Annotated in this window: 16 protein-coding genes; 8 read left to right on the top strand and 8 right to left on the bottom strand. The window is 64.9% G+C overall.

What is annotated here, in order from left to right:
- Positions 1 to 33: 33 nt before the first annotated feature.
- From WJ16_RS25095 to WJ16_RS25085, 3 genes are all read right to left on the bottom strand, one after another.
- Positions 34 to 1,179, bottom strand: coding sequence for an acyltransferase family protein (locus WJ16_RS25095; RefSeq protein ID WP_069259743.1), 1,146 nt, complete (start codon positions 1,177 to 1,179; stop codon positions 34 to 36).
- A gap of 153 nt (positions 1,180 to 1,332) precedes the next feature.
- Positions 1,333 to 2,754, bottom strand: a complete 1,422-nt coding sequence (locus WJ16_RS25090) for a DUF6418 domain-containing protein (protein ID WP_069259742.1) — start codon at positions 2,752 to 2,754, stop codon at positions 1,333 to 1,335.
- A gap of 49 nt (positions 2,755 to 2,803) precedes the next feature.
- Complete coding sequence (locus tag WJ16_RS25085) at positions 2,804 to 5,119, bottom strand: GNVR domain-containing protein (protein WP_069259741.1); 2,316 nt, start codon at positions 5,117 to 5,119, stop codon at positions 2,804 to 2,806.
- Between the two features lie 950 nt (positions 5,120 to 6,069).
- On the opposite strand from WJ16_RS25085, the gene WJ16_RS25080 reads away from it, so the two are divergent.
- The gene (locus WJ16_RS25080) at positions 6,070 to 7,251 is read left to right on the top strand and encodes a polysaccharide biosynthesis/export family protein (RefSeq protein ID WP_069261124.1); all 1,182 of its coding nucleotides are present in this window, start codon (positions 6,070 to 6,072) and stop codon (positions 7,249 to 7,251) included.
- A gap of 190 nt (positions 7,252 to 7,441) precedes the next feature.
- Here WJ16_RS25080 and WJ16_RS25075 read toward each other — a convergent pair whose 3' ends face one another.
- Positions 7,442 to 9,871: a right-handed parallel beta-helix repeat-containing protein gene (locus WJ16_RS25075; RefSeq protein ID WP_069259740.1), complete on the bottom strand. Its 2,430-nt coding sequence runs from the start codon at positions 9,869 to 9,871 to the stop codon at positions 7,442 to 7,444.
- A gap of 721 nt (positions 9,872 to 10,592) precedes the next feature.
- On the opposite strand from WJ16_RS25075, the gene WJ16_RS25070 reads away from it, so the two are divergent.
- A complete protein-coding gene (locus WJ16_RS25070) occupies positions 10,593 to 12,794 on the top strand; it encodes a glycoside hydrolase family 3 C-terminal domain-containing protein (protein WP_069261123.1) in 2,202 nt (733 codons plus the stop codon).
- Positions 12,795 to 12,869: 75 nt separating this feature from the next.
- Here the strand turns inward: WJ16_RS25070 and WJ16_RS25065 are convergent, their stop codons facing one another.
- The gene (locus WJ16_RS25065) at positions 12,870 to 13,061 is read right to left on the bottom strand and encodes a hypothetical protein (protein WP_157126860.1); all 192 of its coding nucleotides are present in this window, start codon (positions 13,059 to 13,061) and stop codon (positions 12,870 to 12,872) included.
- Positions 13,058 to 13,636, bottom strand: a complete 579-nt coding sequence (locus tag WJ16_RS25060; RefSeq protein ID WP_069259738.1) for a DUF4865 family protein — start codon at positions 13,634 to 13,636, stop codon at positions 13,058 to 13,060. The genes WJ16_RS25065 and WJ16_RS25060 overlap by 4 nt, the downstream gene beginning before the upstream one ends.
- Positions 13,637 to 13,762: 126 nt before the next feature.
- On the opposite strand from WJ16_RS25060, the gene WJ16_RS25055 reads away from it, so the two are divergent.
- The 3 genes from WJ16_RS25055 (at position 13,763) to WJ16_RS25045 (ending at position 15,966) form a co-directional block, all read left to right on the top strand.
- On the top strand, positions 13,763 to 14,620 hold the full coding sequence (locus tag WJ16_RS25055; RefSeq protein ID WP_069261122.1) for a LysR family transcriptional regulator: 858 nt from the start codon (positions 13,763 to 13,765) through the stop codon (positions 14,618 to 14,620).
- 232 nt (positions 14,621 to 14,852) lie between these two features.
- The gene (locus WJ16_RS25050; protein WP_069259737.1) at positions 14,853 to 15,440 is read left to right on the top strand and encodes an IMPACT family protein; all 588 of its coding nucleotides are present in this window, start codon (positions 14,853 to 14,855) and stop codon (positions 15,438 to 15,440) included.
- A 235-nt stretch (positions 15,441 to 15,675) separates the two neighbouring features.
- Complete coding sequence (locus tag WJ16_RS25045) at positions 15,676 to 15,966, top strand: H-NS histone family protein (RefSeq protein WP_069259736.1); 291 nt, start codon at positions 15,676 to 15,678, stop codon at positions 15,964 to 15,966.
- Between the two features lie 62 nt (positions 15,967 to 16,028).
- Here WJ16_RS25045 and ppk2 read toward each other — a convergent pair whose 3' ends face one another.
- Complete coding sequence (gene ppk2 / locus WJ16_RS25040; protein WP_069259735.1) at positions 16,029 to 16,976, bottom strand: polyphosphate kinase 2; 948 nt, start codon at positions 16,974 to 16,976, stop codon at positions 16,029 to 16,031.
- Between ppk2 and WJ16_RS35030 the strand changes: the two genes are divergently transcribed.
- Positions 16,975 to 17,202: a hypothetical protein gene (locus WJ16_RS35030; RefSeq protein WP_157126859.1), complete on the top strand. Its 228-nt coding sequence runs from the start codon at positions 16,975 to 16,977 to the stop codon at positions 17,200 to 17,202. The genes ppk2 and WJ16_RS35030 overlap by 2 nt on opposite strands.
- 71 nt (positions 17,203 to 17,273) lie before the next feature.
- Here WJ16_RS35030 and ggt read toward each other — a convergent pair whose 3' ends face one another.
- Positions 17,274 to 18,995 carry a gamma-glutamyltransferase gene (gene ggt / locus WJ16_RS25035; RefSeq protein WP_069259734.1) on the bottom strand — a complete coding sequence of 574 codons (1,722 nt, stop codon included), beginning with the start codon at positions 18,993 to 18,995 and terminating at the stop codon, positions 17,274 to 17,276.
- A 437-nt stretch (positions 18,996 to 19,432) separates the two neighbouring features.
- Here ggt and WJ16_RS25030 point away from each other — a divergent pair, with 437 nt between their 5' ends.
- Together WJ16_RS25030 and WJ16_RS25025 are read left to right on the top strand one after the other, a co-directional pair.
- Positions 19,433 to 19,957 carry a metal-dependent hydrolase gene (locus WJ16_RS25030; RefSeq protein ID WP_069259733.1) on the top strand — a complete coding sequence of 175 codons (525 nt, stop codon included), beginning with the start codon at positions 19,433 to 19,435 and terminating at the stop codon, positions 19,955 to 19,957.
- 212 nt (positions 19,958 to 20,169) lie between these two features.
- Complete coding sequence (locus WJ16_RS25025; protein WP_069259732.1) at positions 20,170 to 24,705, top strand: DEAD/DEAH box helicase; 4,536 nt, start codon at positions 20,170 to 20,172, stop codon at positions 24,703 to 24,705.
- The last annotated feature ends 22 nt before the right edge of the window (positions 24,706 to 24,727 follow it).

Raw genomic sequence — 24,727 nt, 5'->3', positions numbered from 1 at the left:
GGTCCGAGTCCCGATCGGACCGATCCGCACGGATCAGCCATCCGCCTCGCGAGCGGCTAACACGGTACTGGTCCGACGCGCCGTGAGCGTACGCGCAAGCTGCACGAACGGCGCTTCGCACAATCGATAACCTGCCCAGGACAATGGAATCAGCGGCACGATCGGTACGATCATGTAGAGACCAAGCGGCCATCCGGTGATGTGGAAACGCTGACACAACCAGAACATCGCAAACAGCGGGAGACTATGCAGCAGGTAGATCGAATAGCTGATTTCACCAAGCCATGACAGCACGCGAATGCGCAGCTTCAGCACGGTCGCCAGTATCGCGAACACCGTGATCCCGATGAAGTAAGCGAGCGAGGTCGGCAAGTGATCCAGGTTGTTATGCCGCCAGTCGCTGAGCGCTCCCATCAGCGCGATACTCGCAATCACCACCGTCACGCAGGCGACTGCCGACCGGTAAGTGATGGCCAGTCGCCCCGGCCCGCCGCTTCCCGGCCATCGAATGCGCAGCACTTGATTCGGTGTGTCGTATGCCTGACGAAAACAGGCGCCCCAAAACATGATGCCGAGGTGATACGGCAAGGTTTTGTATTCGCTGGCCATGCCGGCCGGCGCAAGTTTCAGCGCGACGATCATCGCGAACAGCCCGCTCAACCCGACGCTGACGATGCACAACCAGACCATCCGGTGAAGTGCGCCCAGCCAGAACAGGATCAGGCACAACCCGTAGAAATACAGCTCCGTCTCCAGCGTCCAGCCATGCGGCAATATCAGGCTTGCTCCAAATGCGGCAGGGAGCATGGTCACATTGGCAATGACACCGTCGATGTCCATCCTTTTATCGAACAGATACCAGTGAACGAAATATCCCAACGGAAGCGCCAACCAGTACGCGGGGTAGAGCCGGAAGAATCGCCGAATCAGGAACCGCTTCGTTCCCGCCCCCACCTCGCCGTGCAGGCTGCTCGGAATCAGCATGCCGCTGATCGCAAAAAACACCACCACGCCGATCCGCCCGAAATTCATCGAGCGCTGCAGCGTGTCTAGCGCATGTTGGGAGCCCGCAATCGGCGCAAATCGCTCGGCGTAGTGCGTCCATATGACGAGGATCACCGCAACGGCGCGCATCGCATCGACATGGTGAAAACGCCTCGAATCATTCGATTGGGACATGACTGAAAGGGTAAAAAACCGAAATGTTTTGTCGCGACTCGCCATCGTTGCGATCGAAGTCGAATCCATCGCTTTCCCGACGATCGCGAGGTGGCACCCACGCGCGATGCATTCGCTGGAGCGGCTCCTGTCATCGGGATCGCATCGTCTGCGTCAACTCGAGCCCGAGTGCTTCTTGTCGATCACGTACCACCAGACCACGGCGATCAACGCATAAAAAGCGGTGCGCGAGCCGAACATCATCCAGTAATCGCCTTGCTGGACCGCAAAGGTCGCGTACGAGAATACCTTCGCCATCAGCCACAGCATCAGCACGCCGCCGCGCATCGTGACCAGGATCTGCAACGCGGCCAGCGCGCCATACACGACGCCAGTCATCGCGACAAAGGCTGCCCCGCCGGCATAACCGAACCAGTACACGGGCACTGCCATGTTTCCCATCGTGAACGTGACGTCGTCGAATATGAACGCCTTGAGCAGCCGAGGCTCCATGTACGACATCATCAGGTCACGCAAACCGCTCGGTTCCGAATCGTCGAAAAAAGTCGGCATCGTCCAGGAAGCGAGCGAGTGCACGAAACGCCAGAACGCCTCCGCGCCGCCCAGCGCCGGCGCCGTGAACATCTGCGCATCGCCGTCCACCACGTACCAGGGCTGCCCCTGCAGCAGAAAACGCGAAGAGATCACGTCGGCCACTTCCAGACCCTGCCCGCGGTACGCATAAATGATCGAAACGGTGCCGAGCAAGAGCGCCAGCCCCGCGCCGATTCCCAGATAGCGAACGACCGGTTTGCCGTTCATCGCATGAATCGCGATGAATGGTGCCAGCGAGCACAGGCCGATATGCAGCACCGCCATGAACTGCTCGCCATGCAGCACGTTCAGCCCGAGGTCGACTGCCATCGTGACGATCGCCAGCCCCCGGATACGCTTGTCGGAACTGGTCGCGATGGTGCCCAGCAAAAAACCCATGAAGGTCTGATTGTTCAGGAACAGGTTGAACATCGCCCCGTTCGATGCATCGTTACGCAACGCATACCGGTTGATGCCGGAAAACATCGAGAACCCCGACGTCAGACCCGCGAGCACGCCGGTCGCGATGATCGCGGCCGCAAGCACGAAGCCCGTCGCAATGCTGATCGGTTGCAACGCGATCCGCGCTCTGACCGGCTTGTGCGACGGACGCTCGTCCAGGAGCCTGTCGAATGCGACGAGCGCACAGACGACAAAGATCAGATAGAACGTCAGGAGCCGGCTGAACGCGCCGGTCGCTTCCCCGGAGATATCGGTTTCCCGAAGGTATCCGCCGTTCTCCAGTCCGACGCCGGCGAGGAATGCGGTCAGGCCGATCGCGAGCACGTAGAGCACCGACACGGCAAACACTGGCCGATACTTGACCAGGACGACAAGCCCCAGTGTCGCCATCAGCAACGTGCACGTCGCGCTCGGCTCCGTCGCGCCGAGCGACGGCAGCATCGCATTGATCAGCAACCCGAGCGCAAGCAGCGTCGCTATCGTCACGCCGCTTGCCGATAGGGCACTGACCTGTATCGCTCGCGTAGTCTTGTCCGTCATGCTGCAATCCGAAATTCGTTGCGCCGGTCGTGCGCCGTTCGCGCCCATCTCACGCGACGTTTCTCAGCAGTCCCTTTCTCAATCTGTCCCACGCCTTGAACAGAAATGCATCGGGCACGACATCGCCGGAATCCACTTGCGACCTGACTTCTTTCGTCTGCCGACGGGCATTCGCGTAATAGCTCGAATGCAACGGTGAAGGCCGGAAACCATTGAACACCAGCCCGTCCACGTTCACGCCGACCCGGTTCAGATTTCGGATCGCTTCCGTCACGCCCGCGTAGCTGACCGCACCTTGCCGCGCTACCATCAACGTGACGTCCGCGAGCCGCGACAACATCGCGACGTTCGCCACCGGGCGCGCCGGCGGCGCATCCACGACGATCACGTCGTATTCGCGTCGCAGCGAGGCGATCAACGGTTCGAGCCTCTCCGCTCCGAACAGGTGCCGCCCTGGTTCGACATTCCTTCCGCCGGGCAGCACGTCGAAGTTTTCGCGGACGTGGACGATCGCGTTCCCGAGTTCCAGCGAGCCCTTCAGTACGTCGGACAAACCCTTCTGGGATTTCACAGACACGTGTCGATCGACGCTCGATCCGTCTGCGTCGGCACGAACGAGCAAGGTTTTGAGGCCGCTTTCCGAGAACAGGGAGGCCAGATTGGCGGAAATCATCGACCGACCCTGCCCCGGCTCGGGAGACGTAATCAGCACGGTCCTTGATTTACCGTCCTCGGCCGCTTTCCCGTAACGCAACAGCACGGCGAGATTGTCCAGCGCTTCGGCGAGCGGCGTATCGGGGTGCTCCCTTGCGGCGATATACGGCGTTCGTTCTCTCCGGTCGGCCTCGACCTGATGCTGCGAGATCGGGAGCACGCCCAGCATCGGCACGCCAGCTACTTCCTCCAGATGTTCCGGACTCCGAACACGCTGGAAGAACAGCGCACAGGCTTGTGCCGCAGCCACACCCAGTATCAGCCCGATCGCCGCGCCCAACACGACCACGAGTGCCCGCTTCGGCTGAACCGGTTTGTCGCTGACAACGGCCGGGTCGATGACGGACGCGTTGCCGACCGTGCCGGCCTTGGCAATTTGCAGCTGCTGCGCGTTGTTCATCAACCCGATGTAGAGCTGATTGTTGACCTCCACGTCGCGCGACAGACGCAAGTAAGTCTGTTGCTGCGACGGCAGGCGCTCAACCTTGCGTTTCAGTTCCGCCGACTGCTGGTCGAGCGTCTTCAGCTTGTTGGCGACAGCGGTAAGCTGAGGTTGCCCGGCGACATACTTCGACGCCATATCCTGATACTCGAGCCTGGCTTCGAGCCGTGACTTCTCGACAAGCGCCAGCTGGTCAATCAGCAATTGCACGTCGCCTTGCGAATCGATCGAGCCTTCCGAATTGCGAAACTCCTTCAGCGCACGCTCAGCCTGCTCCAGCCGCGCCTTCACGAGCGGCAATTGCGTGTCTAGAAATGCCAGGCTGTGCTCGGAGTCTTCCGAGCGACGCTTTGCCTTGGCATCCAGATAAGCGGCTGCAATCGCGTTGAGCAACCGTGCGGCAAACACCGGGTCGGGATCCTCGAAACTCAGCTGCATGATGCCCGACTGGCGCTTCGTTTCCGCCCCGTTCAGTTTCTTCAGGATCGCCTCGAGCCGCACCGGCGTGGCGACGCGCTTCACGCGAAATTCCGTACCGGGACGCGCCACGATCCGCGCGATGTTCACCCGATAACCGTTCGCGGCACGCGGTTGACCGACTACCCCCGTCAACACCTCCTGACCGTTGCCGTCCTTCAACACGAAGCGGTTGCCGTCGAGATAATCGAGCGTCAGCTTCTTGCCGACCTGCGCATCCGGAACGTCGAATTCCTTGAATTCGATCCGCTCGCCGCCCCACGCCCAGAATGGCGTATTGAACAACGGTTCGACGAGACCATCCGGACCTTTCGACAAGACCGAACCGAGCAAACCGCCGACGAGCGGCACGCTGTTGCGGACCGACACGTCCGCCTGCGCGACGGTAGCGTCCATCGCCTGGGTAACGACCGCGCGCGAGCGAGCGATATCGATCTCACCGACGACGGCCGAGTTCTCGATATCCAGGGCGTTCGAAATCTCCGAAAGCGAGCCCAGCGCGCTGTGCTTGTTTTCCTGAATCTGTATCAACGTGTCCACGGAGTATATCGGCGTGGCCGTCACCGCATACAGCAGCGCCAGCAGCACACATCCCAGGAAAATGGCCAGAACAACGCGCCAGTGATCCAGCACGTTTTCCAGCGACTGGACCAGCGTAAAACCAACCCCGTCGCGAGCAGTACTTCCCGACCCGTCTCGAGATTGCTTCGATGAAGGCCTATCCCATGTCATGCATCAGCTCCCAAATTGCCATCCTGTCGAGCGTCTTGCGACAGTACCCGCGATTGATCACACCGCTCGCGCCGCTCGCCCCCGGGCCATTCTTTCGGCACCTCACGCAAGGCATGTGTCCTGTGTCCGCCCACCGGCATGCTGTAACGCACCGCCGATTCGTTGCGCAGAAGACGCATGACCTCGCTTGTCCGGCTCACTATGCGATAGATGGGCGGTTTTCTGAGTGCGATGCCTTACATTAAGCGGCACCGGGGAAACGAATCGCCGGGTGGCCAACTCGCTCACGCCAAGCCGGAGGCCGGTTCGAAAGCGTCGCCCGACTCCCCGGAACGCGCCCGATCTGTAAGGTTTGGCCCTGTTTTCGCCGTCCTGGCCGCGCAAGCGCAAGACGAATCGGCGACAGCCCGCAAGCAACGCATCGGTTTCGCGATCCTCATCTTGGTGAACTAGCGCACATCCCTTTTACGGTGCTTCATACAACATCGGCCATGCGGGAACGAACCTCGGCCTGCACACCGTCGTATCGAGCCGTCAATTGCCCGGTAGCGCGCTCCGGATCGCAAGTCTGCCGACAAGCCCGGCGGCATGCGATGAGGTCGACGTGCCGGACAGCCGGTTGATCGAAACGGCGAGCGAGTGAGGAAACACGTGAGGTCTTCGGTCGAACGCGGGTGCACGAGCGTCCCGTCATCTGCGGGACGTCGGCTGCTTCGCGATGCGGCAACGTATTGACGGTCAGCCCGTCTTCACGTCGCTGCGAACGGGGACAACCGGGCAAGGAATACCGGCACGCATTCCGCGCGGCACCGCTGTCACCGTCGTTGGCTTCCGGACGCCGGAACGCGTTCCGGTGTGACAAGCACGCGATCGGCAAGACGGCCCGGACCGTGGCGAACGTCGACGCGCATCGCGCCCATATTTCTCGTTTAACCATGCTGAATGACGACATGAGCAGCCACCCATCATTCGACACGTCGGTGCCGAACAAGAACAATCCCGCGGGGCGTCGAATGCGCGCCGTGTTTTGCCTGGCGCTCGCCGCGCTGCTTTCCGCGTGTGCGTTTGCGCCGGGCCAGCACATGGCGGACACGCCCGCATTGCCGGTCACGACCGACGGCAACGGCGACGTGACCAGCGACATGAAGGTGCCGGTCAGGCAGATCGACCTGACGCTGATCAGCCAGATTCGTGCGGAGCAGAAGAGCCGCACCGCGTTGCCCGTCCCGGGCAGCCTGCTCGGCAAGCCGGACGGCTACCGGGTCGGTGCGGGCGACGTGTTGCAAATCACCGTATGGGATCACCCGGAATTCGCGACCGCGGCCGGCCAGCCGACGCCGAACACGAAATCAGCCGACGCCGCGCCCGGCTTCGTCGTCGATAGCGACGGCAACGTACAGTTCCCGTACATGACGCGACCGATCCACGTCGCCGGCAAGACCGCGGCGCAGATCCAGCGCGAAGTCAGCGCCGAACTCAGGAAGGTGTTCATCAAGCCGCAAGTGACGGTTCGCGTCGCATCGTTCCGTGCCGGACAGATCTATGTGGATGGTGAAGTGCGCGCCCCCGGTTCGCAGGCGATCAACGACATTCCGATGACGCTGGTCGAAGCCGTCAATCGCGCGGGGGGCTTTGCACCGACCGCGGATCAGAGTCGCGTGACGATCACGCGCGATGGAACGACCTATCCGGTGAATGTCGCGCGGATGATGCAGACGGGCGGGAACCCTGCCGCCATCATGCTGAAACCGGGCGATCTGCTGCATGTGAGCGCCCGCGACGACAATCCCGTGTACGTGACGGGCGAAGTGAACAAGCCGCTGGCCGTGCCGCTGCAACGCGACGGCTCGCTCTCGCTGAACGAGGCACTCGCGCAGGCCGGCCAGCTCAATCAGCAGACGTCGAACGCCAAACAGGTTTTCGTACTGCGCAAGGCCGACGACAGCGCCCCCGTCGTCTATCGACTCGACATGAAGTCACCGGTTTCGATGCTGCTGGCGAACCAGTTTCCGCTGGCGTCGAAGGACATCGTCTATGTCGACAACACCGGGCTCGTTCGCGCGAGCCGCGTGCTGAACCTGCTGTTGCCGGCGATCAGCGCCGGTTTGACCGGCGCGCTCGTCACGAAGTAACCGTCGCGCATAACCGCAGGTCCGGTTCGGTGCGTGCGCAACGAACCGGACCGCGCACATCGTATTACCGCCGCGAAATCGCCCGCCTCCAGGGCTACATCCGATTCGACAGCGTCGGGCGGCCCGTGCGTCGCCGCCCGCGTGGTCCGGTCGAGCCCTTCCCGACTGCCCGTCGACATGAAGACGCGCGTTATTGCCCCAGTCTCGGAATCATCGTGACGGTGGGCGCGGCACTATAGGCGACCGTCATGGCGTCGCCCGGTTTGAGATCGACCATGCCGTTCGTCAATCCGGTCGCATATGCCTGCTGCCCGTTTCGCGACACGCTGATTGACGACACCGTACCGCCGGCGACCGACATGCTGACCGCGCTCGGGTTGTTGTTCGTAAACCTCCACGGCGAAGCACCCACTGTCGTCACAACCGGCGTCAGTTGCACGCCGAAACCGACAAAGCCGTTTTGCGCGATATTGTCTTCGCTCCACGACGTGTAGGACCATGAACTCGATGAGATCAGCGAGTCGATTGCGCGAGGATAATTGACTGGCTGGGCCATATAGTTTCCCCGCAGCTTGAGCGATGCCCCGGCCGTGAGCGTCCCGATCGTCACAAGGCGAGCAAACCCGTTGCAGCAGCCGATATTTTCCCCAGTATTGCCGCTGACCTCGGTGAACGACGTGCAGGATCCGTCCACGTAGATCCCGTCCTTCGCGATGCCGGACAGCTGGTTCTTCGAGACGATGCACCCTCGGGTGTTGTACAGGGTGATTCCGGAAACGGCGCTCAATCCGCCGGTCCCGGTGAACGTAATCGACGCGCCACTGGCAATTCCGCTGCCCGTGAAATTATTGGACAGCGTAACGGTCGGGCCATTTCCGTTACCGGAAACCGACGTCACGTAAGTGCCGACCGGGATATTCGTTCCGGATACGCCTTGCCCCACCGCACAGCCGCGTGCCGACGGATACGGCGTAAACGTCAGCATGTTGGTTCCCGCCGCCGATGCGGCCGAAGTCGTGATCGTTTGAGACGTCATGCAGACCATCGGAGTAAAGACGATGGAAGCACCGCTCGCCACGGTGCCGGTCGTCGCCTTGCTGAGCGTCACCGAAGTCGCCGCCACACCGGTCACGAACGTCCCGGACGCAATGTTGACGCCGCTGACGCTCTGCCCAATCGACACACCCGTCGTTTCATTGCCAGGCGCCCCAAAGCCGTAGTTGTCGTTATAAGTGACGCCGGTCGTCGTGGCGAACGTCAGCGACGTGGCGGAACTCGCGGCGGCAGTGGTCGTCGCGATCGTCGTCCCGAACAGGCCGACGCCGGAGAAAATCACGGTCCCGCCACTTGGTACGGTCGCATTCTGGCTCAGCGTCACCGTCGATACGCCTGCCGACACGACCGTGCCGATCGGTACGCTCGTCGATCCGTTGAAATACCAGGCCGTCATGCCGACGGCAACGCCCGGGGTATTGGCAAAGCTCAGTGTCGTCGACGCCGAGGTCGCACTGATCGTCGTCAACGGGAACCCGTTCTTGTTGTTCGGATCCCATGCATTGCTGATCATGTTCTGCGAAATATTGACGTGGATGTTGTTTCCGGCCGGCTGCCATAATCCGATCGGTGTTCCCGCCGCGTTCTTGATCGTGTTGTTGACGATCGTGATATTCGAATTATTAAATCCACTCGTCGCGGTCACGGCCAATGCCGCATAACCGATCGGGCCATTTGGCTCATTAACTATCGCGCCGATGTTGGATTGCACCCCGCACGTATCCAGAATATTGTTAGCAACCGTCACGTTATCGTTGCCGTACGACTGGTAAACGCTCGTCAGCTCTGACGCGACATAAATGCCGGCCCCCATGGGGTTGTAGATCTGATTGTCAGTCACCGTGACGTCTTGAGCCCCCACAATCGCGATGCCACGTGCATATTTGGTTCCGACGACCCTGTTGTTTGCGATCGTAACGCGGCGAGGACGGACGCCCTCGTTGAAATAACCAACTACCGCGAACGCGTCGTCGCCGCCATTGATCACTTCATTATTCGTGATGGTGATGTCCGAGCTTGCCTTGGTAACATGAATGCCGTCGTGCCAGATATTGAGCAGTGTATTGCCGAAAACCTTTCCATTGATGCAACTTCGCATTATCGCGCCGCCGCCGGCCGAGTTATTGAACTTGCATCCCGAAATTTCGAACTGACTGCAATCCAGCATATTGACTGAGCCGGCGTTCTCATCCGGATAATACGCGGTTGCATTTTTTGAAAAAAATTGTAGATTCCGTACTTTGAAATTACTGACGCCTTTCCAGTAAATAACCGAATTCTGGCCTTGCAGTGTAGTGCACTGCAAGATCGAGTCCCACCCGGCCCCGATGATCGAGGCTTTAGCGGTCAGCGTATTGCTATACAGGTAGGTCCCCGGTGGAAAATACAACGGGATCCCGGCATTGAGTGCTGTCTGGAGTGCCGCTGTATTGTCGGTCACACCATCGCCCATCACCCCGAACCGCTTCACACTCATCGGCAGATCGACCAGTTCCTGGAGAAGCGTTCTTGCGGTCAGGCCCGTCGCCGTACCAACGATATATGTTGCCGGAAATTCTGCTGTCATCTAAGCGCCCCTGGCATCGCAATCCATCGCGACGCAAAAAATTAAATAGCCGGATTATTGGCGATCGGCCAATCTCGTATACATCGTTTCGCGACCATGTCGCCTGCCTTCAATGCACGCATGCTCGCGCCGAATCGCATGCGCCTTTCTTAGAATAGAGGCGGTTTTCACGACGAAATGTACGTGGACTAACCGAATCAGACAGACGGGTCCGGAAAATCCTTGCGTGCCCGATACGACAGAAACTCGACAGGGATCGTGGCGCTCCTGCACGCACGGGATGCATATCGATGCCACGCGCAGGAACGGCAGTTCGACCACATCTCGATGGACGACGATTTTTTCCTCGGTCGAGTACTTCTTACTCCGCACCGCCACCGCAATCGGGAACGATGACCGTCTTTTCATCGCGTCTCACGACCGCGCCGAATAAAGATCGTATGTATCGGTAGAAACACCGATGCTGTAGTCGAACTACATTCATACCATTAGTCGCTGCTGAGAGTCGCTACATCCGATTCGACAGCGTCGAGCGGCCCGTGCGTCGCCGCCCGCGTTGACCGATCGAGCCCAACCGGCCGTAACGATTCCCCGCCTGGCCTGGCATGCCGACGCGCAACCACCCCGCATCGCCAGCCGATTGCGTCCGGTGCGAATCCACCGGACGTGCGCAGCTCCAGACATCATTCGAACAACCGGCAATACGATCATGGAGAGCAACATGCGGGACAAACTCTGGCCGGCCGTCGTGCTGGCAGCGACCCTCTGCACCAATGCCTACGCAAGCAACGCCGATTTCAACTCGCAGGGCGATGCCACCGATGCGTTCGCGTCGGCTGCCGCGCAACGGCGCGCCGACCTGCTCGTGCGCAAGATGACGCTCGACGAAAAACTGCAGTTCATTCATTCGCAATACGAAATGTCGAAGGTGCCCGGCGGCGGCGCCGGCTACATCCAGGGCGTGCCGCGGCTCGGCATTCCCGACCTGAACATGGTCGATTCGGCCACGGGGTCCGGCAGCACGTCGCAGGCCAGCACAACGTTCCCGGCGACGATCGCGGTCGCCGCGAGCTGGGATCGCCGGCTGTCGTACGACTACGGCAAGCAGGTCGCGATCCAGTTGCGCGCGCAAGGGTTCGGCATGGGTCTCGGCGGCGGCACCAACCTCGCACGCGAGCCGCGCGGCGGCCGCCTGTTCGAGTATCTCGGCGAGGATCCGCTGCTGGCAGGCGACCTGCTCGCCGAACGCACGCTCGCCACGCAGCGGCAGAAGGTCATCGCGACCATCAAGCACTATGCCGGCAACGAACAGGAGCATGGCCGGATGGGCGGCAACACGCAGATCGACGAGCGCACGCTGCGCGAACTGTACCTGCTGCCGTTCGAGATCGCCGCGAAGCGCGGGCGGCCCGGCAGCGTGATGTGCAGCTACAACCGCCTGAACGGCGCGTATGCGTGCGAAAACCCTCACTTGCTGAACGACGTGCTGAAGAACGAATGGGGCTTCCAGGGCCAGGTGCAGTCCGACTGGGGCGCCACGCACAGCACCGCCGCGTCGATCAACGCCGGGCTCGACGAGGAAGAGGACGTCGGGCCGTCCGTGTACCTGACGCCCGCGGCCGTCAAGCAGGCGATCGCGAACGGCTCGGTGTCGACCGCACGACTCGACGACATGGTGCGGCGCAAGCTCGCAGTGATGATCCGCGTCGGCGTGATGGACGATCCGGCCAAGGGCGGCGGCACGATCGATTTCGCGGCCGCGAACCGGTTCGCGCAAACCGCTTCCGAGCAATCGATCGTACTGCTGAAGAACGACGGCAACCAGCTGCCGTTGGTCGCATCGGCGTTGTCGCGTATCGCCGTGATCGGCGGCCACGCCGACGCGGCCGTGCTGTCGGGCGGCGGCTCGGGCAACACGCGCGACCCCGTATCGGGATCGTTCGCGGGCTGCGGCGGCCTCACGTTCGGTTCGTCGACCGGATGCAGCTGGTGGCGCAATCCGTGGCTGAAGGTCGACGTGCCCATCGTCGCGGCGATCCGCGCGCTCGCGCCGGCCGCGCAGGTCACGTATGCGGGCAACAGCGACCAGCAGTCGCCGTTCCGCGCGTACACGCAGCAGGAGATCGACCAGGCCGCGGCACTCGCGGGCCGTTCGGACGTCGCGATCGTCGTGGTCGCGCAGCCGGCCGGCGAGGATTTCGGCGATCTCCAGAGCCTGAGCCTCGCGAACCCGTCGAACCAGGATGCGCTCGTCGAGGCCGTCGCCCGCGCGAATCCGCACACGATCGTCGTCGTCCAGAGCGGCAACCCGGTGCTGATGCCGTGGAAGGACCAGGTCTCGGCGATCGTCGAGGCGTGGTATCCGGGCGAAGCCGGCGGCAAGGCGATCGCGAACGTGCTGTTCGGCGCGGTCAACCCGTCCGGCAAGCTGCCCGTCACGTTCCCCGCGCGCGATCAGGATTCGCCGACCTGGGGGCAAAACGGTGCGTTCGACAACGATCCCGTCTATGCGGAAAAGCTGAACATGGGCTATCGCTGGTATGACGCGCGCAACATCAAGCCGATGTTCGAGTTCGGCTACGGGCTGTCGTACACGCACTTCGCGTATTCGGGGCTGTCGGTGTCGCGGCAATGGGACGGCTCGCTGAGCGTCGCGTTTACCGTGCGCAACGACGGGCGCGTTGCGGGCGCGGAAACGCCGCAGGTCTATCTGGGCGTGCCGTATAAGGACGAACCGCCGAAGCGGCTGGTCGGCTGGGAGAAGATCCGGCTGAATCCGGGCGAGGCGCAGCGCGTGCGCGTGACCGTGTCGCCGCGGATGCAGAGCGTGTGGGATACGTCGCGTAACGGCTGGCGCATGGTGCCGGGCGGGACGGTGTATGTCGGGGCGTCGTCGCGCGATATCCGGTTGCAGGGGCATTGATCGCCGATGAACCAACCGGGGGAGCCGCGCATGCCGTGCCCGGCTCCCCCGCGTTTGCCCGTCCGCTGACGATCTTTACCGGAACACCAACGCCAGCAACATCGCCAGCGCGGCGATAGCGGCTATCCCCGCCGCGATGCCGGCCAGATGCGCGGCGACCACCACGCCGGCAGGCAGGCACAGCGGCGCCGCCCTGCACGCGTTGTCCGGCGAGCGGACACGCGCCACCGGTCGGGCCCGCGATCGCGACCCGACGCCGGCCATCACGCGCCGCTCCCTTCCAGCGTATCGAGCAACGGCCTGGCCAGATGCATGACCTGGTACACCGTGCCCGCGCCACTGTCGTCCGGCTCGTGTTCCGATACGCGTATCCGCGTCAGCCGCCAGCGTAGCGGGTCGACGCTGACGGCCGCCGCGACCACGCCCTGCCGGGCGGCCGCTTCGCGATTGCCCGCGATCTCCTGGGCCAGCGTCGCGTCGAGATCGGCATCCGCCGGAATATCGACGGCCTCCAGCCGCACGAAACGCGCCGTCGACGCACTGCCCTTGCGCGCGTCGAGCGCGACCTGCACGTCGATCGGCGCGCGTCCGAAGCTGTCCGTCACGACCCGGTAGCGGCCGTCCGTGACGAAGCCGGCGAATGCCTGTTCGTTGCGCCACAGATAAAGCGATGCATAGCCGTTTTCCGTCGCACCGTAGCGGCCCGCCTCGCGCAGCAGGAACCCCTTGAACACCAGCTCAGGCGTATCGTCCCAAAGCCTGCCGCGCTCGCGCACGCGATCGCGGATGATGTCGAGGTCGTAGTCCGCCGGCAGGCGATGCACGTAGTACGCAGTCAGCATGATCGACTCCTGGAAACGAAAAGGGAGATTCCAACGGCTTGAACACAGCGTAGAAGCGCTTGAATCATTTGGAAAGACGATGGCAGAATATTTTAATGATTCGCTTTTGAAATGGATGCGTGTGCGATGAAAACGCTCGATATCGAAGCCGTGCAGGCGTTCGTGCTGACCGCCGATCTCAAGAGCTTCACGCGCGCCGCCGAGGCGATGGACACCACGCAATCCGCGGTGAGCCTGAAGATCAAGCGGCTCGAGGACGGCCTCGGCCGCCGCCTGCTGGAACGCACGCCGCGCCAGGTTCGCCTGTCGGCCGACGGCACCGCGTTCCTGGAGCCCGCGCGCGAACTCGTTTCCGCTCACCAGGGTGCGGTCGACGCGTTCGGCGCCGGTCAGCGGCGGCTCGTGATCGGCGTGAGCCATCATGTCGTCGGCGCCGACCTGCCGATGCTGCTGCGGCGCATGAGCGAAGCCGAGCCGGGGCTCGTGCTGGAAATCCGGGTCGCCGCGTCGCGCGACGTGCTCGATGCATTCGACCGCGGCCAGCTCGATGCCGCCGTCGCGCTGCAGCACGACAGCCGGCGGCTCGACGGCGAAACCATCCTGTCCGAGTCGTTCGGCTGGATGGCCGCGGCCGATTTCGAGTACCATCCGCCGCAACCGCTGCGGCTCGCGACGCAGGCCGAGCCGTGCAGCGTACGCCGCATGGCGGTCGGCGCGCTGGACGAAGCCGGAGTCGCGTGGACGGAAGTGTTCGTCGGCGGCGGTGTGGCGACGATCGGCGCGGCGGTGTCCGCGGGGCTGGCCGTCGCCGCGCTCGGGCACCGCGTGGCGCCCGTCGGGACGGTCGACGTGGGCGCGCGATACGGGCTGCCGCCGTTGCCGGCGCGCGACGTGGTGCTCTACTCGAACCTGACCGATGCACGCGCGCGACAGGCGCTGCGCACGCTGGGCGCGGCGCTGCGGTCGTCGGTCGGCGTGCGGTGACGCCGCCGGATAGCTGCCGCCGCACCCGTCACATCGCGGCAGGTTTCGTCTTTTCGTACCCGGGACATCTGCGGGAACGGGCCCTGCCGGAATGGAAAGGCTTCGATGCCCGCCACGGTAAAATCCTGTCTTCGTCCCGCCGAACCGCCGCCCATCCCTGTCCGGATCGGGATCACCTACGTCAACAAGCCCTCATCACTTTGATTTCGTTACTCTTTCCCCCTCACGGCGCATGAACTACTCGCTCGCCACCACGTACATCCGGGAACTCGAGATCCGCAAGAGCCGCTTCATCGGGTACGCGATTCCCGTCGACGACCGCGACGCCGCGATGCAGGCGCTGCAGCGCCTGCGCGACGAACACCCGGCGGCCACGCATGTGTGCTGGGCGTTGCTGGCGGGCGGTCAGTCGGGCATGTCGGACGACGGCGAACCGTCGGGCACCGCGGGCCGGCCGATTCTCGAAGTGCTGCGCCATCACGATCTCGACGGCGTGCTCGGCGCGGTGGTGCGGTACTACGGTGGCGTGAAGCTCGGTGCCGGTGGTCTGGTGCGCGCTTATACCGATGCGATCGCGTCGGCGCTGCTCGATGCCGAGCGCGTCGAACGCATCCGCTACACACGGCTCGCGATCGAGATCGGCTACCCCGAGGAAGCGCGCGTGCGCCGCTGGATCGAACAGGCCGGCTATGAACTTGTCGACAGCGCGTACGGGATGACGGTCAGGCTCGTAATCAAGCTGCCCGAGACCGCCGACGTGAATGCACGAACCGAGCTGTTCGACCTGACGCAAGGACGATCGGGCTTTCCGGATCTGTGACGCGTGGCCGCCGCGCGCCCGGTCGTCCCGGGCGGTCAGCAAATTGCGCGGAAAAATCAGATACGTCCGATAGAAAAACCGGGCACCGCCACTTACTCTCATCGGGTTCCCGGCGACTCGCAGCGCAAACGTTTTACCCGCAGCCGGCGCAGGCGGCATGCCATGGCCGGGCGTGCCGCCGCGCGGTTCGTCGCGCGTCGCCATAATCAAAACTCAGCTACGGGATAACGGACGCATGTATCAAGTGCAGACACTGCAAGCCCAGCTTGCGGAACTCGATCGACGCATCAAGGCGGCACGGAGCCGCGAACGCAGCGCGGCGCTCGCGCAGGTACGCGAGCTCGTCACGAGCTACGCGCTGACCGCGCGGGAAATCTTCGGGCAGGGTTACAGCGAGCGCGCGAAGCTGTTCACGGTCGGCGTGAAGTATCGCGATCCGGCAACCGGCGCGACATGGAGCGGGCGCGGGCGCGCCCCCGCCTGGATAGTCGGGCGCGACCGCAACGCGTTCCTGATCCGGGAGTAACGTGCGCCGCATCGCGCGGCGCCCCCTTCATCGCATCGAATCCGCCGGGGCCGCCCGGTCACTCAGTAAACATCCGGCACGATCATGGTGTCCGGCACCGGCCGGCGGATGTAATCCTCGTGATGCTCGCGCGGCGGCAGGTCGATCGGTGCGTGCGGCACCTCGTGATACGGCACCTGCTGCAGCAGATGGTGAATGCAGTTCAGCCGCGCGCGCTTCTTGTCGACGGCCTGCACGACCCACCACGGCGCTTCCTCGATGTGCGTGCGCTGCAGCATCTCTTCCTTCGCGGCCGTATAGGCTTCCCAGCGGCGGCGGCTCTCGAGATCCATCGGGCTCAGCTTCCATTGCTTGAGCGGATCCTTGATTCGGCTCTGGAATCGCACTTCCTGCTCGTGATCGGTGATCGAGAACCAGTATTTGACGATCTGGATCCCGCTGCGCACCAGCATCTTCTCGAATTCGGGCACCGAACGGAAAAACTCCTCGTATTCCTCGTCGGTACAGAAGTTCATCACGCGCTCGACGCCCGCGCGGTTGTACCAGCTGCGGTCGAACAGCACGATCTCGCCGCCGGCCGGCAGATGCGCGACATAGCGCTGGAAATACCATTGCGTGCGCTCGCGGTTGTTCGGCGCCGGCAGCGCCGCCACGCGGCACACGCGCGGATTCAGCCGCTGCGTGATGCGCTTGATCGCGCCGCCCTTGCCGGCCGCGTCGCGCCCTTCGAAAATGACCACGAGCCGGTGCCCGGTGCTCACGACCCAGTCCTGCAGCTTCACGAGTTCGCCCTGCAGCCGGAACAGTTCGCGGAAATACCGCTTGCGCGCCTCGCGGCGCTCCTGCGAAAACAGCAGCTCGTCGCTGTCGTCGAAGCGGCGATCGTCGAGCTCCATTTCGAGCTCTTCGTCGTAGGCGTCGACCAGATCTTCCTCGAAGCGGCGCTGGCGCACCTCCATCGATTCCTCGGTGCGGTCGTCGATCTCGGTACGGATATCGTTGTCGCCCATGGGGCCTCCTTCCATCATTGACGCAGCCAAACGCTCACATTATCTCAGTGTCGCGCGTCAAATTCATGAAAATGGGGCCGGCCCGGCGTCCGTCCCCCGCGCGCGCAACGAATTCGTCCGTATTGCCGCCCGGCCGGAAACCGATCCCGTCGACGCCGGCCTGCCCGCGCAGCCCGGTGCGCCGTTTAATTTAAAAGGAGAATTCTTTCAAACCATGCGTCCATAAAAAAAGCCGCCTGATACCTTGGCGGCTTCTGCTTCGGCCGGCGCGTGGAACGCAACCGGTCGGCGCGCTGGTCAGCGGATGATCCGCGTCACCCCCCGCCCACGCGGGTCGGCCATCGCCTCCGGCGTCTTCCCGTCGATCTTGATCACCTGGATGTCGCCACTGAAATCCTGCCCCTTCAGCGTGTAGCCGCGCGCCTCGATCTGCTTCGCGAGCTCGCCTTCGATCGGGTGGTACGGCTCCCAGAAGATCGTGTTCGGCGGCAGCAGCTGGTGATGGAAGCGCATCGCGCCGACCGCTTCCTTCAACGGCATCTTGAAGTCGTAGATGTTGTTGATCACCTGGAAGATCGACGTGAAGATGCGCGAGCCGCCCGGCGTGCCGATCACGAGCGACACCTTGCCGTCCTTGGTCATGATCGTCGGCGACATCGACGACAACGGGCGCTTCTTCGGTTCGATCGCGTTCGCGTCGCTGCCGACCACGCCGAACATGTTCGCGACGCCCGGCTTCGCGGAGAAGTCGTCCATCTCGTCGTTCAGCACGATGCCGGTGCCGTCGGCGATCACGCCCGAGCCGAAGTAGCCGTTAATCGTGTACGTGTTCGACACCGCGTTGCCCCACTTGTCGACCACCGAGAAGTGCGTCGTTTCGGCTTTCTCCGGCATCGTCGTGCCGAGGCCCGGCTGCACGCTCTTCGTATCCGACGGCTCCTTCGGATTGACTTCACCCGCCCGCTTCGCGATGTACGCGTCGTCGGTCAACTGCGCGATCGGCACCTTGTAGAAATCGGGATCGCCGAGATACTGCGCACGATCGGCGAACACGCGCTTCTCGATTTCCGCGACGAGGTGGATGTACTGCGGCGAGTTGAGCTTCACGCCCTCGAAGTCCTGCTTGAGGTCGGCCTTCATCTTCAGCAGCTGCACGAGGCCGATACCGCCCGAGCTCGGGGGCGGCGCGGTGATCACGTCATAGCCGTTCCACTTCGCCTGCACCGGCTGGCGCCACACCGCGCGGTACTGCGCGAGATCCTCGGTGGTGATCAGCCCGTTGCCGTCGCCGGTCTTCATCGACGCGGCGATCAGCTCGGCCGTCTTGCCCTTGTAGAAACCTTCCGCGCCGTCGTTCGCGATGCGCGTGAGCACGTCGGCGAGATCCGGCTGCTTGAAGTTCGCGCCGGCCTTCAGCCCGGAGAAATACTTGTCGAAGTTGGTCTTGCCGCCGAACTCCTTCGATGCGTCGACGCCGCGCTGCGCGAGCTGTTCGTCGACGACGAAGCCGTCGCGCGCATAGTGGATCGCCGGCGCGAGCACCTGCTTCCACTTCAGCTTGCCGAAGCGCTTCTGCGCTTCCCACATGCCCGCGACCGTGCCCGGTACGCCGACCGCGCGCGGGCCGTACAGGCTCATGCCCTTGACGACGTTGCCGTCCTTGTCGAGATACATGTCCTTCGTCGCGGCGAGCGGCGCGCGCTCGCGGTAGTCGATGAAGTACGGCTTGCCGTCCTTGTAGATCGTCATGAACCCGCCGCCGCCGATGTTGCCGGCTTCCGGATACGTGACGGCGAGCGTGAACGCGATCGCGACGGCCGCGTCGATCGCGTTGCCGCCTTCCTTGAAGATTCGCTCAGCGGCATCCGCGCTGTACTTGTCGGCCACCGCGACAGCCGAGCTCGTCAGGACCGCCGGCTGCGGCCCCTTCGCATAGACGGGCGCGTTCGGCAGGAAGCCGATGCCGGCCACCGTCGCGAGCACGGCAGCGGATGATTTGAAGCGATTCAGCGTAGTCATTGCATGTCCCCCATGTGGATCTCCTTCAGGCAGGAAAGGCGCCTGTTCCGCTCATGGCCGTCGGCGCGCCGACGGTCATCTCCGGTTTCGTAGTATAGGGGGACAAAAAGGGTCGAACACGTGGTGTGCGACGAAAGCGCATCGTTATGTGCGCGCGGCCTGCTCGGCTTGCATGCGGATCGGTCGAAATTGCATGCGACACGACCTCGGTTCCTCTCCGCAAAACGCCTTCAAACATCTTCATCACGCAGCGCACAAAACCGAAAGTTGCGAACCGCGCGGCACGCCACGCGGCACGCCACGCGGCACGCATAAAAAATTCCGCAAAGAGCCCTGCCGCAGCGCGGGCCGATCTGAGAAGATAGCGCCCCGCTTTCGCGCCGCATCATTTTTTCGTTCACGCTTCGCGTTTCTTCGTCTCGCTTCCGTCGCTTCCTATGGCCTCACACAATGCGCATCATGCGTCCGGCTTCGCAGCCGGCGTCGCCGCCGCCGTCCTCGTCGCACAAACCGGGGCCACCGGCCCGTGGCATTCGGCCCTGTTCGCCGCGTTCGCGGCGGGCGTCGCTGGCGGCACCGCGCCCGACTGGCTCGAAGTGGCCTGGTGGAGCCGCAAGCGCCGCCTGTGGATCACGCATCGCACCGTCACGCACTGGGGCATCGGCTGGATCGCGCTGCTCGCGCTCGGGTGGCACGGGCTCACCCATCATCCGCATCCGCTGTGGGCCGCGCCGCTGTTCGGCTTCGCCTGCGGCGGCGTGATGCACCTGCTCGCCGACTGGCCGAACCCGCTCGGCGTGCCGTGGATCTGGCGGCGCCACTCGTTGAACCTGTGGAACAGCGGGCATTGCGACCTGATCATCGTGGCCGCCGCGTGGGGCGGCACGCTGTGGCTCGCGCAGTCGTTGTGCTCGCGTGCGCCGCTGCTCGAACAGTGGCTCGGCTGGCTGCATCGCGTCTAGTTGCAATTCGACACCATTCCCCGCGCGATCGGCACGCCGACGCGCACGCAACTTTCCGTCGGTTGAAAGTACGGTGCGGGCCCCCATCTGAAGCGAATCGCCCACCCATGTGCCCGGCGCGCACACGCGACGTCTGGCACACTGACGATTCGATTCGTGCGCGCGCGGTTTGCGCGCTTTGCACCCCGCTCGCACCCTATTTCAACGCTCCGATGGACGTCACAGCTACCCGCCCGGCCGCCCGTGCGCTCGACGTGTTCCACCCGGCCGTCGCCGCGTGGTTCCGGCGCACGTTCGACGCGCCCACCGGCGCGCAGGCGCTCGCGTGGCCCCACATCAAGGCCGGCCGCTCGACGCTGGTCGCCGCGCCCACCGGCTCCGGCAAGACGCTCACCGCGTTCCTGTGCGCGCTCGACGAACTGGTGCGTGACGCGCTCGCGCACGACGGCACGCTGCCCGACACGACGCTGGTCGTGTACGTGTCGCCGCTGAAAGCGCTGTCGAACGACATTCACGTGAACCTCGATGCGCCGCTCGCCGGCATCGCCGAATCGCTCGCGCAACTCGGCCTGCCGGTGCCGGCGATCCGCACCGCCGTGCGCACCGGCGACACCACGCAGGCCGAGCGCGCCGCGCTGCGCAAGCGCGCGCCGCACATCCTCGTCACGACACCCGAATCGCTGTACGTGCTGCTGTCGTCCACGTCGGGGCGGCAGATGCTGTCGAACGTGCGCTCGGTCATCGTCGACGAAATCCATGCGCTCGCGTCGTCCAAGCGCGGCAGCCATCTCGCGCTGTCCCTCGAACGCCTCGATGCGCTGGCCGGCCGCGCGCTGCCGCGCATCGGGCTGTCGGCCACGCAAAAGCCGATCGACGCGGTCGCGCGCTTCCTGGTCGGCGGCCCGGCCGACGCGCCGCGCGACTGCGCGATCGTCGACACGGGCCACACGCGCGAGCGCGACCTCGCACTCGAGTTGCCGAACGTGCCGCTCGAACCCGTGATGGCGACCGACGTGTGGGAACAGGTGTACGATCGCATCGCCGGGCTCGCGGCCGCGCATCGCACGACGCTCGTGTTCGTCAACACGCGGCGCACCGCCGAGCGCATGGCGCGCCATCTCGCCGACCGGCTCGGCAAGGAAGCGATCGCCGCGCATCACGGCAGTCTCGCGAAGGAGCATCGCTTCGACGCCGAACAGCGCCTGAAGCGCGGCGAACTGAAGCTGCTCGTCGCCACCGCATCGCTCGAACTCGGCATCGATATCGGCGACGTCGATCTCGTCTGCCAGGTCGGCTCGCCGCGCGGAATCGCACCGTTCCTGCAGCGCGTCGGCCGCTCCGGGCACCATGTCGGCGGCATACCGAAGGGCCGGCTGTTCCCGCTGTCGCGCGACGAACTCGTCGAATGCGCGGCGCTGCTCGATTGCGTGCAACGCGGCGAGCTCGACACGCTTCGCATTCCCGATGCGCCGCTCGACGTGCTCGCGCAGCAGATCGTCGCCGAAGCGGCATGCGCGGAATGGCAAGAAGACGCGCTGTACGCGAGCTTCACGCGCGCGGCGCCGTATGCAGGGCTTGCGCGCGAGCGCTTCGACGAAGTGATGAAGATGCTCGCCGAAGGCTTTACGAGCCGCCGCGGCGTGCGCGGCGCGTACCTGCATCGCGACGTGGTCGGCGGCACCGTGCGCGGGCGCCGCAACGCGATGATGACCGCCACCACGTCGGGCGGCACGATCCCCGACATGGCCGACTACGCGGTGCTGCTCGAACCGCAGGGCATCCAGGTCGGCACCGTCAACGAGGATTTCGCGATCGAGAGCCTCGCGGGCGACGTGTTCCAGCTGGGCAACCAGTCGTACCGGATCATTCGCGTCGAAACGGGACGCGTGCGCGTGGAAGACGCGCAGGGCCAGTCGCCGAACATTCCGTTCTGGCTCGGCGAGGCGCCAGGGCGCAGCGACGAGCTGTCGGCGGCGGTCGGCCGGCTGCGCGCGCGGCTCGACGGTCTGTTCGCCGAAGGCGACCGGCCGGCGCGTGGCGGCAACCGCGAGCGCATCGGCGACGAGAGCGGAAGCGGGAACGGCGGCAAGTCCGCGCGCCGGACCGGCACCCAGGCCGGCGTGAATGCGAAACCCGAGGCTGCCACCCAGGTCGCCGCCGACGCGTCGATCGACTTGCAAAACGGCGCCGCGCTCGCCGGCACCGCCGAAAGCCGCCTCGCGCCGGCGTTGCGCTGGCTCGTCGACGACCTGCGCCTGTCGCCCGATGCCGCGCACCAGATCGTCGACTATCTCGCCCGCGCGCGCGCCGCGCTCGGCGCGCTGCCGACGCAGGACACGCTCGTGATGGAACGCTTCTTCGACGAATCGGGCGGCACGCAGCTCGTGATCCATTCGCCGTTCGGCAGCCGCATCAACCGCGCGTGGGGGCTCGCGCTGCGCAAGCGTTTCTGCCGCAATTTCAACTTCGAGCTGCAGGCGGCCGCGACCGACGACGCGATCATCCTGTCGCTGTCGCTCGCGCACAGCTTCGCGCTCGACGAGGTGTGGCGCTACCTGCGTTCGGCCAGCGCCGAGCACGTGCTGATCCAGGCCCTGCTCGACGCGCCGATGTTCGGCGTGCGCTGGCGCTGGAACGCGACGACCTCGCTCGCGCTGCCGCGCTTTACCGGCGGCAAGCGCACCGCGCCGCAACTGCAGCGGATGAAGAGCGACGACCTGCTCGCCGCCGTCTTCCCCGATCAGGCCGCCTGCCTCGAGAACGTCGTCGGCGAGCGCGAGATTCCGCATCACCCGCTGGTCGAGCAGACGCTCGACGATTGCCTGCACGACGCGATGGACACCGACGGCTGGCTTGCGCTGCTGCGCCGGATCGAAAGCGGCGCGATCGAGCTGGTTGCACGCGACCTGCCGGCGCCGTCGCCGCTCGCGGCCGAGATCCTGAACGCGAAACCCTACGCCTTCCTCGACGACGCACCGCTCGAAGAGCGCCGCACGCAGGCCGTGCAGTCGCGCCGCTGGAGCGATCCCGAATCGGCCGACGATCTCGGCGCGCTCGACGCCGACGCGATCGATGCGGTACGCGACGAAGCGTGGCCGCTCGTGCGCGACGCCGACGAAATGCACGACGCGCTGCTCACGCTCGCGTGCATCGCCGACAGCGAAGCACGCGAACACGAAGGCTGGCCCGACCGGCTTGCGGAACTCGCGGAGCGCCGGCGCACGACGAAACTCGTCGCGCCGGGCGGCGCCGCGCTGTGGGTGCCGGTCGAACGGCTCGTGTGCGTGCGTGCGCTGCACCCCGACGCGCGCATCGCGCCGGCGCTCAAGGTGCCGGCCGCCTGCGCGCAGCCGTGGGAACCCGATGCCGCACTCGTCGACGTGATCCGCGCAAGGCTCACCGGCTTCGGCCCGCTCTCACTCGACGCGATCGCGACGCCGCTCGGCCTGCCGCCTGCGTCGGTCGCGACGGCGCTCGCCGCGCTGGAGCGCGAAGGCTATGTGATGCGCGGCCGGTTCACGCCGGGCGCGGCAACGGACGAATGGTGCGAGCGCCATCTGCTTGCGCGCATTCATCGCTATACGGTCAAGCGGCTGCGCCGCGAGATCGAGCCGGTCGAGCGCGCCGATTTCATGCGCTTCCTGTTCCACTGGCAGCACCTGACGCCCGACACCCGTGGCACCGGCCGCGATGCCCTCGCGGCAGTGGTCGAACAGCTCGAAGGCTACGAGGCCGCGGCGGGCGCGTGGGAAGACGCGCTGCTGCCCGCGCGGCTCACCGACTACACGGCGGGCGGGCTCGACGAGCTGTGCCGCTCCGGCAAGCTCGTGTGGACCCGCATCGGCGCGCCGGCGCGCGCGGCCGGCACGCCCGTGAAGACGACGCCGATCGTGCTGCTGCCGCGCCGCCACCTCTGCGCATGGCAGGCGCTGCGCGACCCCGATGCACAACCGGCGCTGTCCGCGCGGGCCGCGCAGGTGCGCGACGCCCTCGCCGCCCACGGCGCGATGTTCTTCGATGCGCTGCTCGACGACCTGCACATGCTGCCCGTCGAACTCGAACAGGCGCTCGGCGAACTCGTGTCGGCCGGCCTCGTGAATGCGGACAGCTACGCGGGCCTGCGCGCCCTGCTGAAACCGGCCGTCAAGCGCAGTGCGACCTATGCGCCGCGCACGCGGCGCGGCGGCGCGCTGATCGGCGGGATGGACGACGCGGGCCGCTGGGCGCTCGTGCAACGCCGCGCGCCGCCGGACGGCGCACCGACGCCGAAACGCGGGCAGGCCGCGACCGATCCCGACGCGCTCGAACACATCGCATGGACGCTGCTGCGCCGCTATGGCGTCGTGTTCTGGCGGCTGCTCGAACGCGAAGCCGACTGGCTGCCGAGCTGGCGCGAGCTCGTGCGCGTGTTGCAGCGGCTCGAAGCGCGCGGCGAAATTCGCGGCGGGCGCTTCGTCGCCGGGCTCGCGGGCGAACAGTTCGCGCTGCCCGAAGCGATCCCGATCCTGCGCGAATTGCGGCGGCAACCGGGCGACGGGCAGACCGTGTGCGTGACGGGCGCCGACCCGCTGAATCTTGCCGGCACGCTGCTGCCCGGTGACAAGGTGCCGGCGCTGGCCGGCAACCGCGTGCTGTTCCGCGACGGCGTGCCCGTCGCATCGCTGGTGGCCGGCGCATTCCACTTCTCGCCCGACCTGACTCCCGCCGCGCGCGAGGATGCGCGCCTGCGGCTCGCACGCCGCTACTGACATCGGCTGCCACGCCGCACCG

The organism is Burkholderia metallica, assembly GCF_001718555.1.
Classification (GTDB): Bacteria; Pseudomonadota; Gammaproteobacteria; order Burkholderiales; family Burkholderiaceae; genus Burkholderia; species Burkholderia metallica.
The sequence above is the reverse complement of the archived record's forward strand: the minus strand, read 5'-3'. Positions and strand labels throughout refer to the sequence as shown.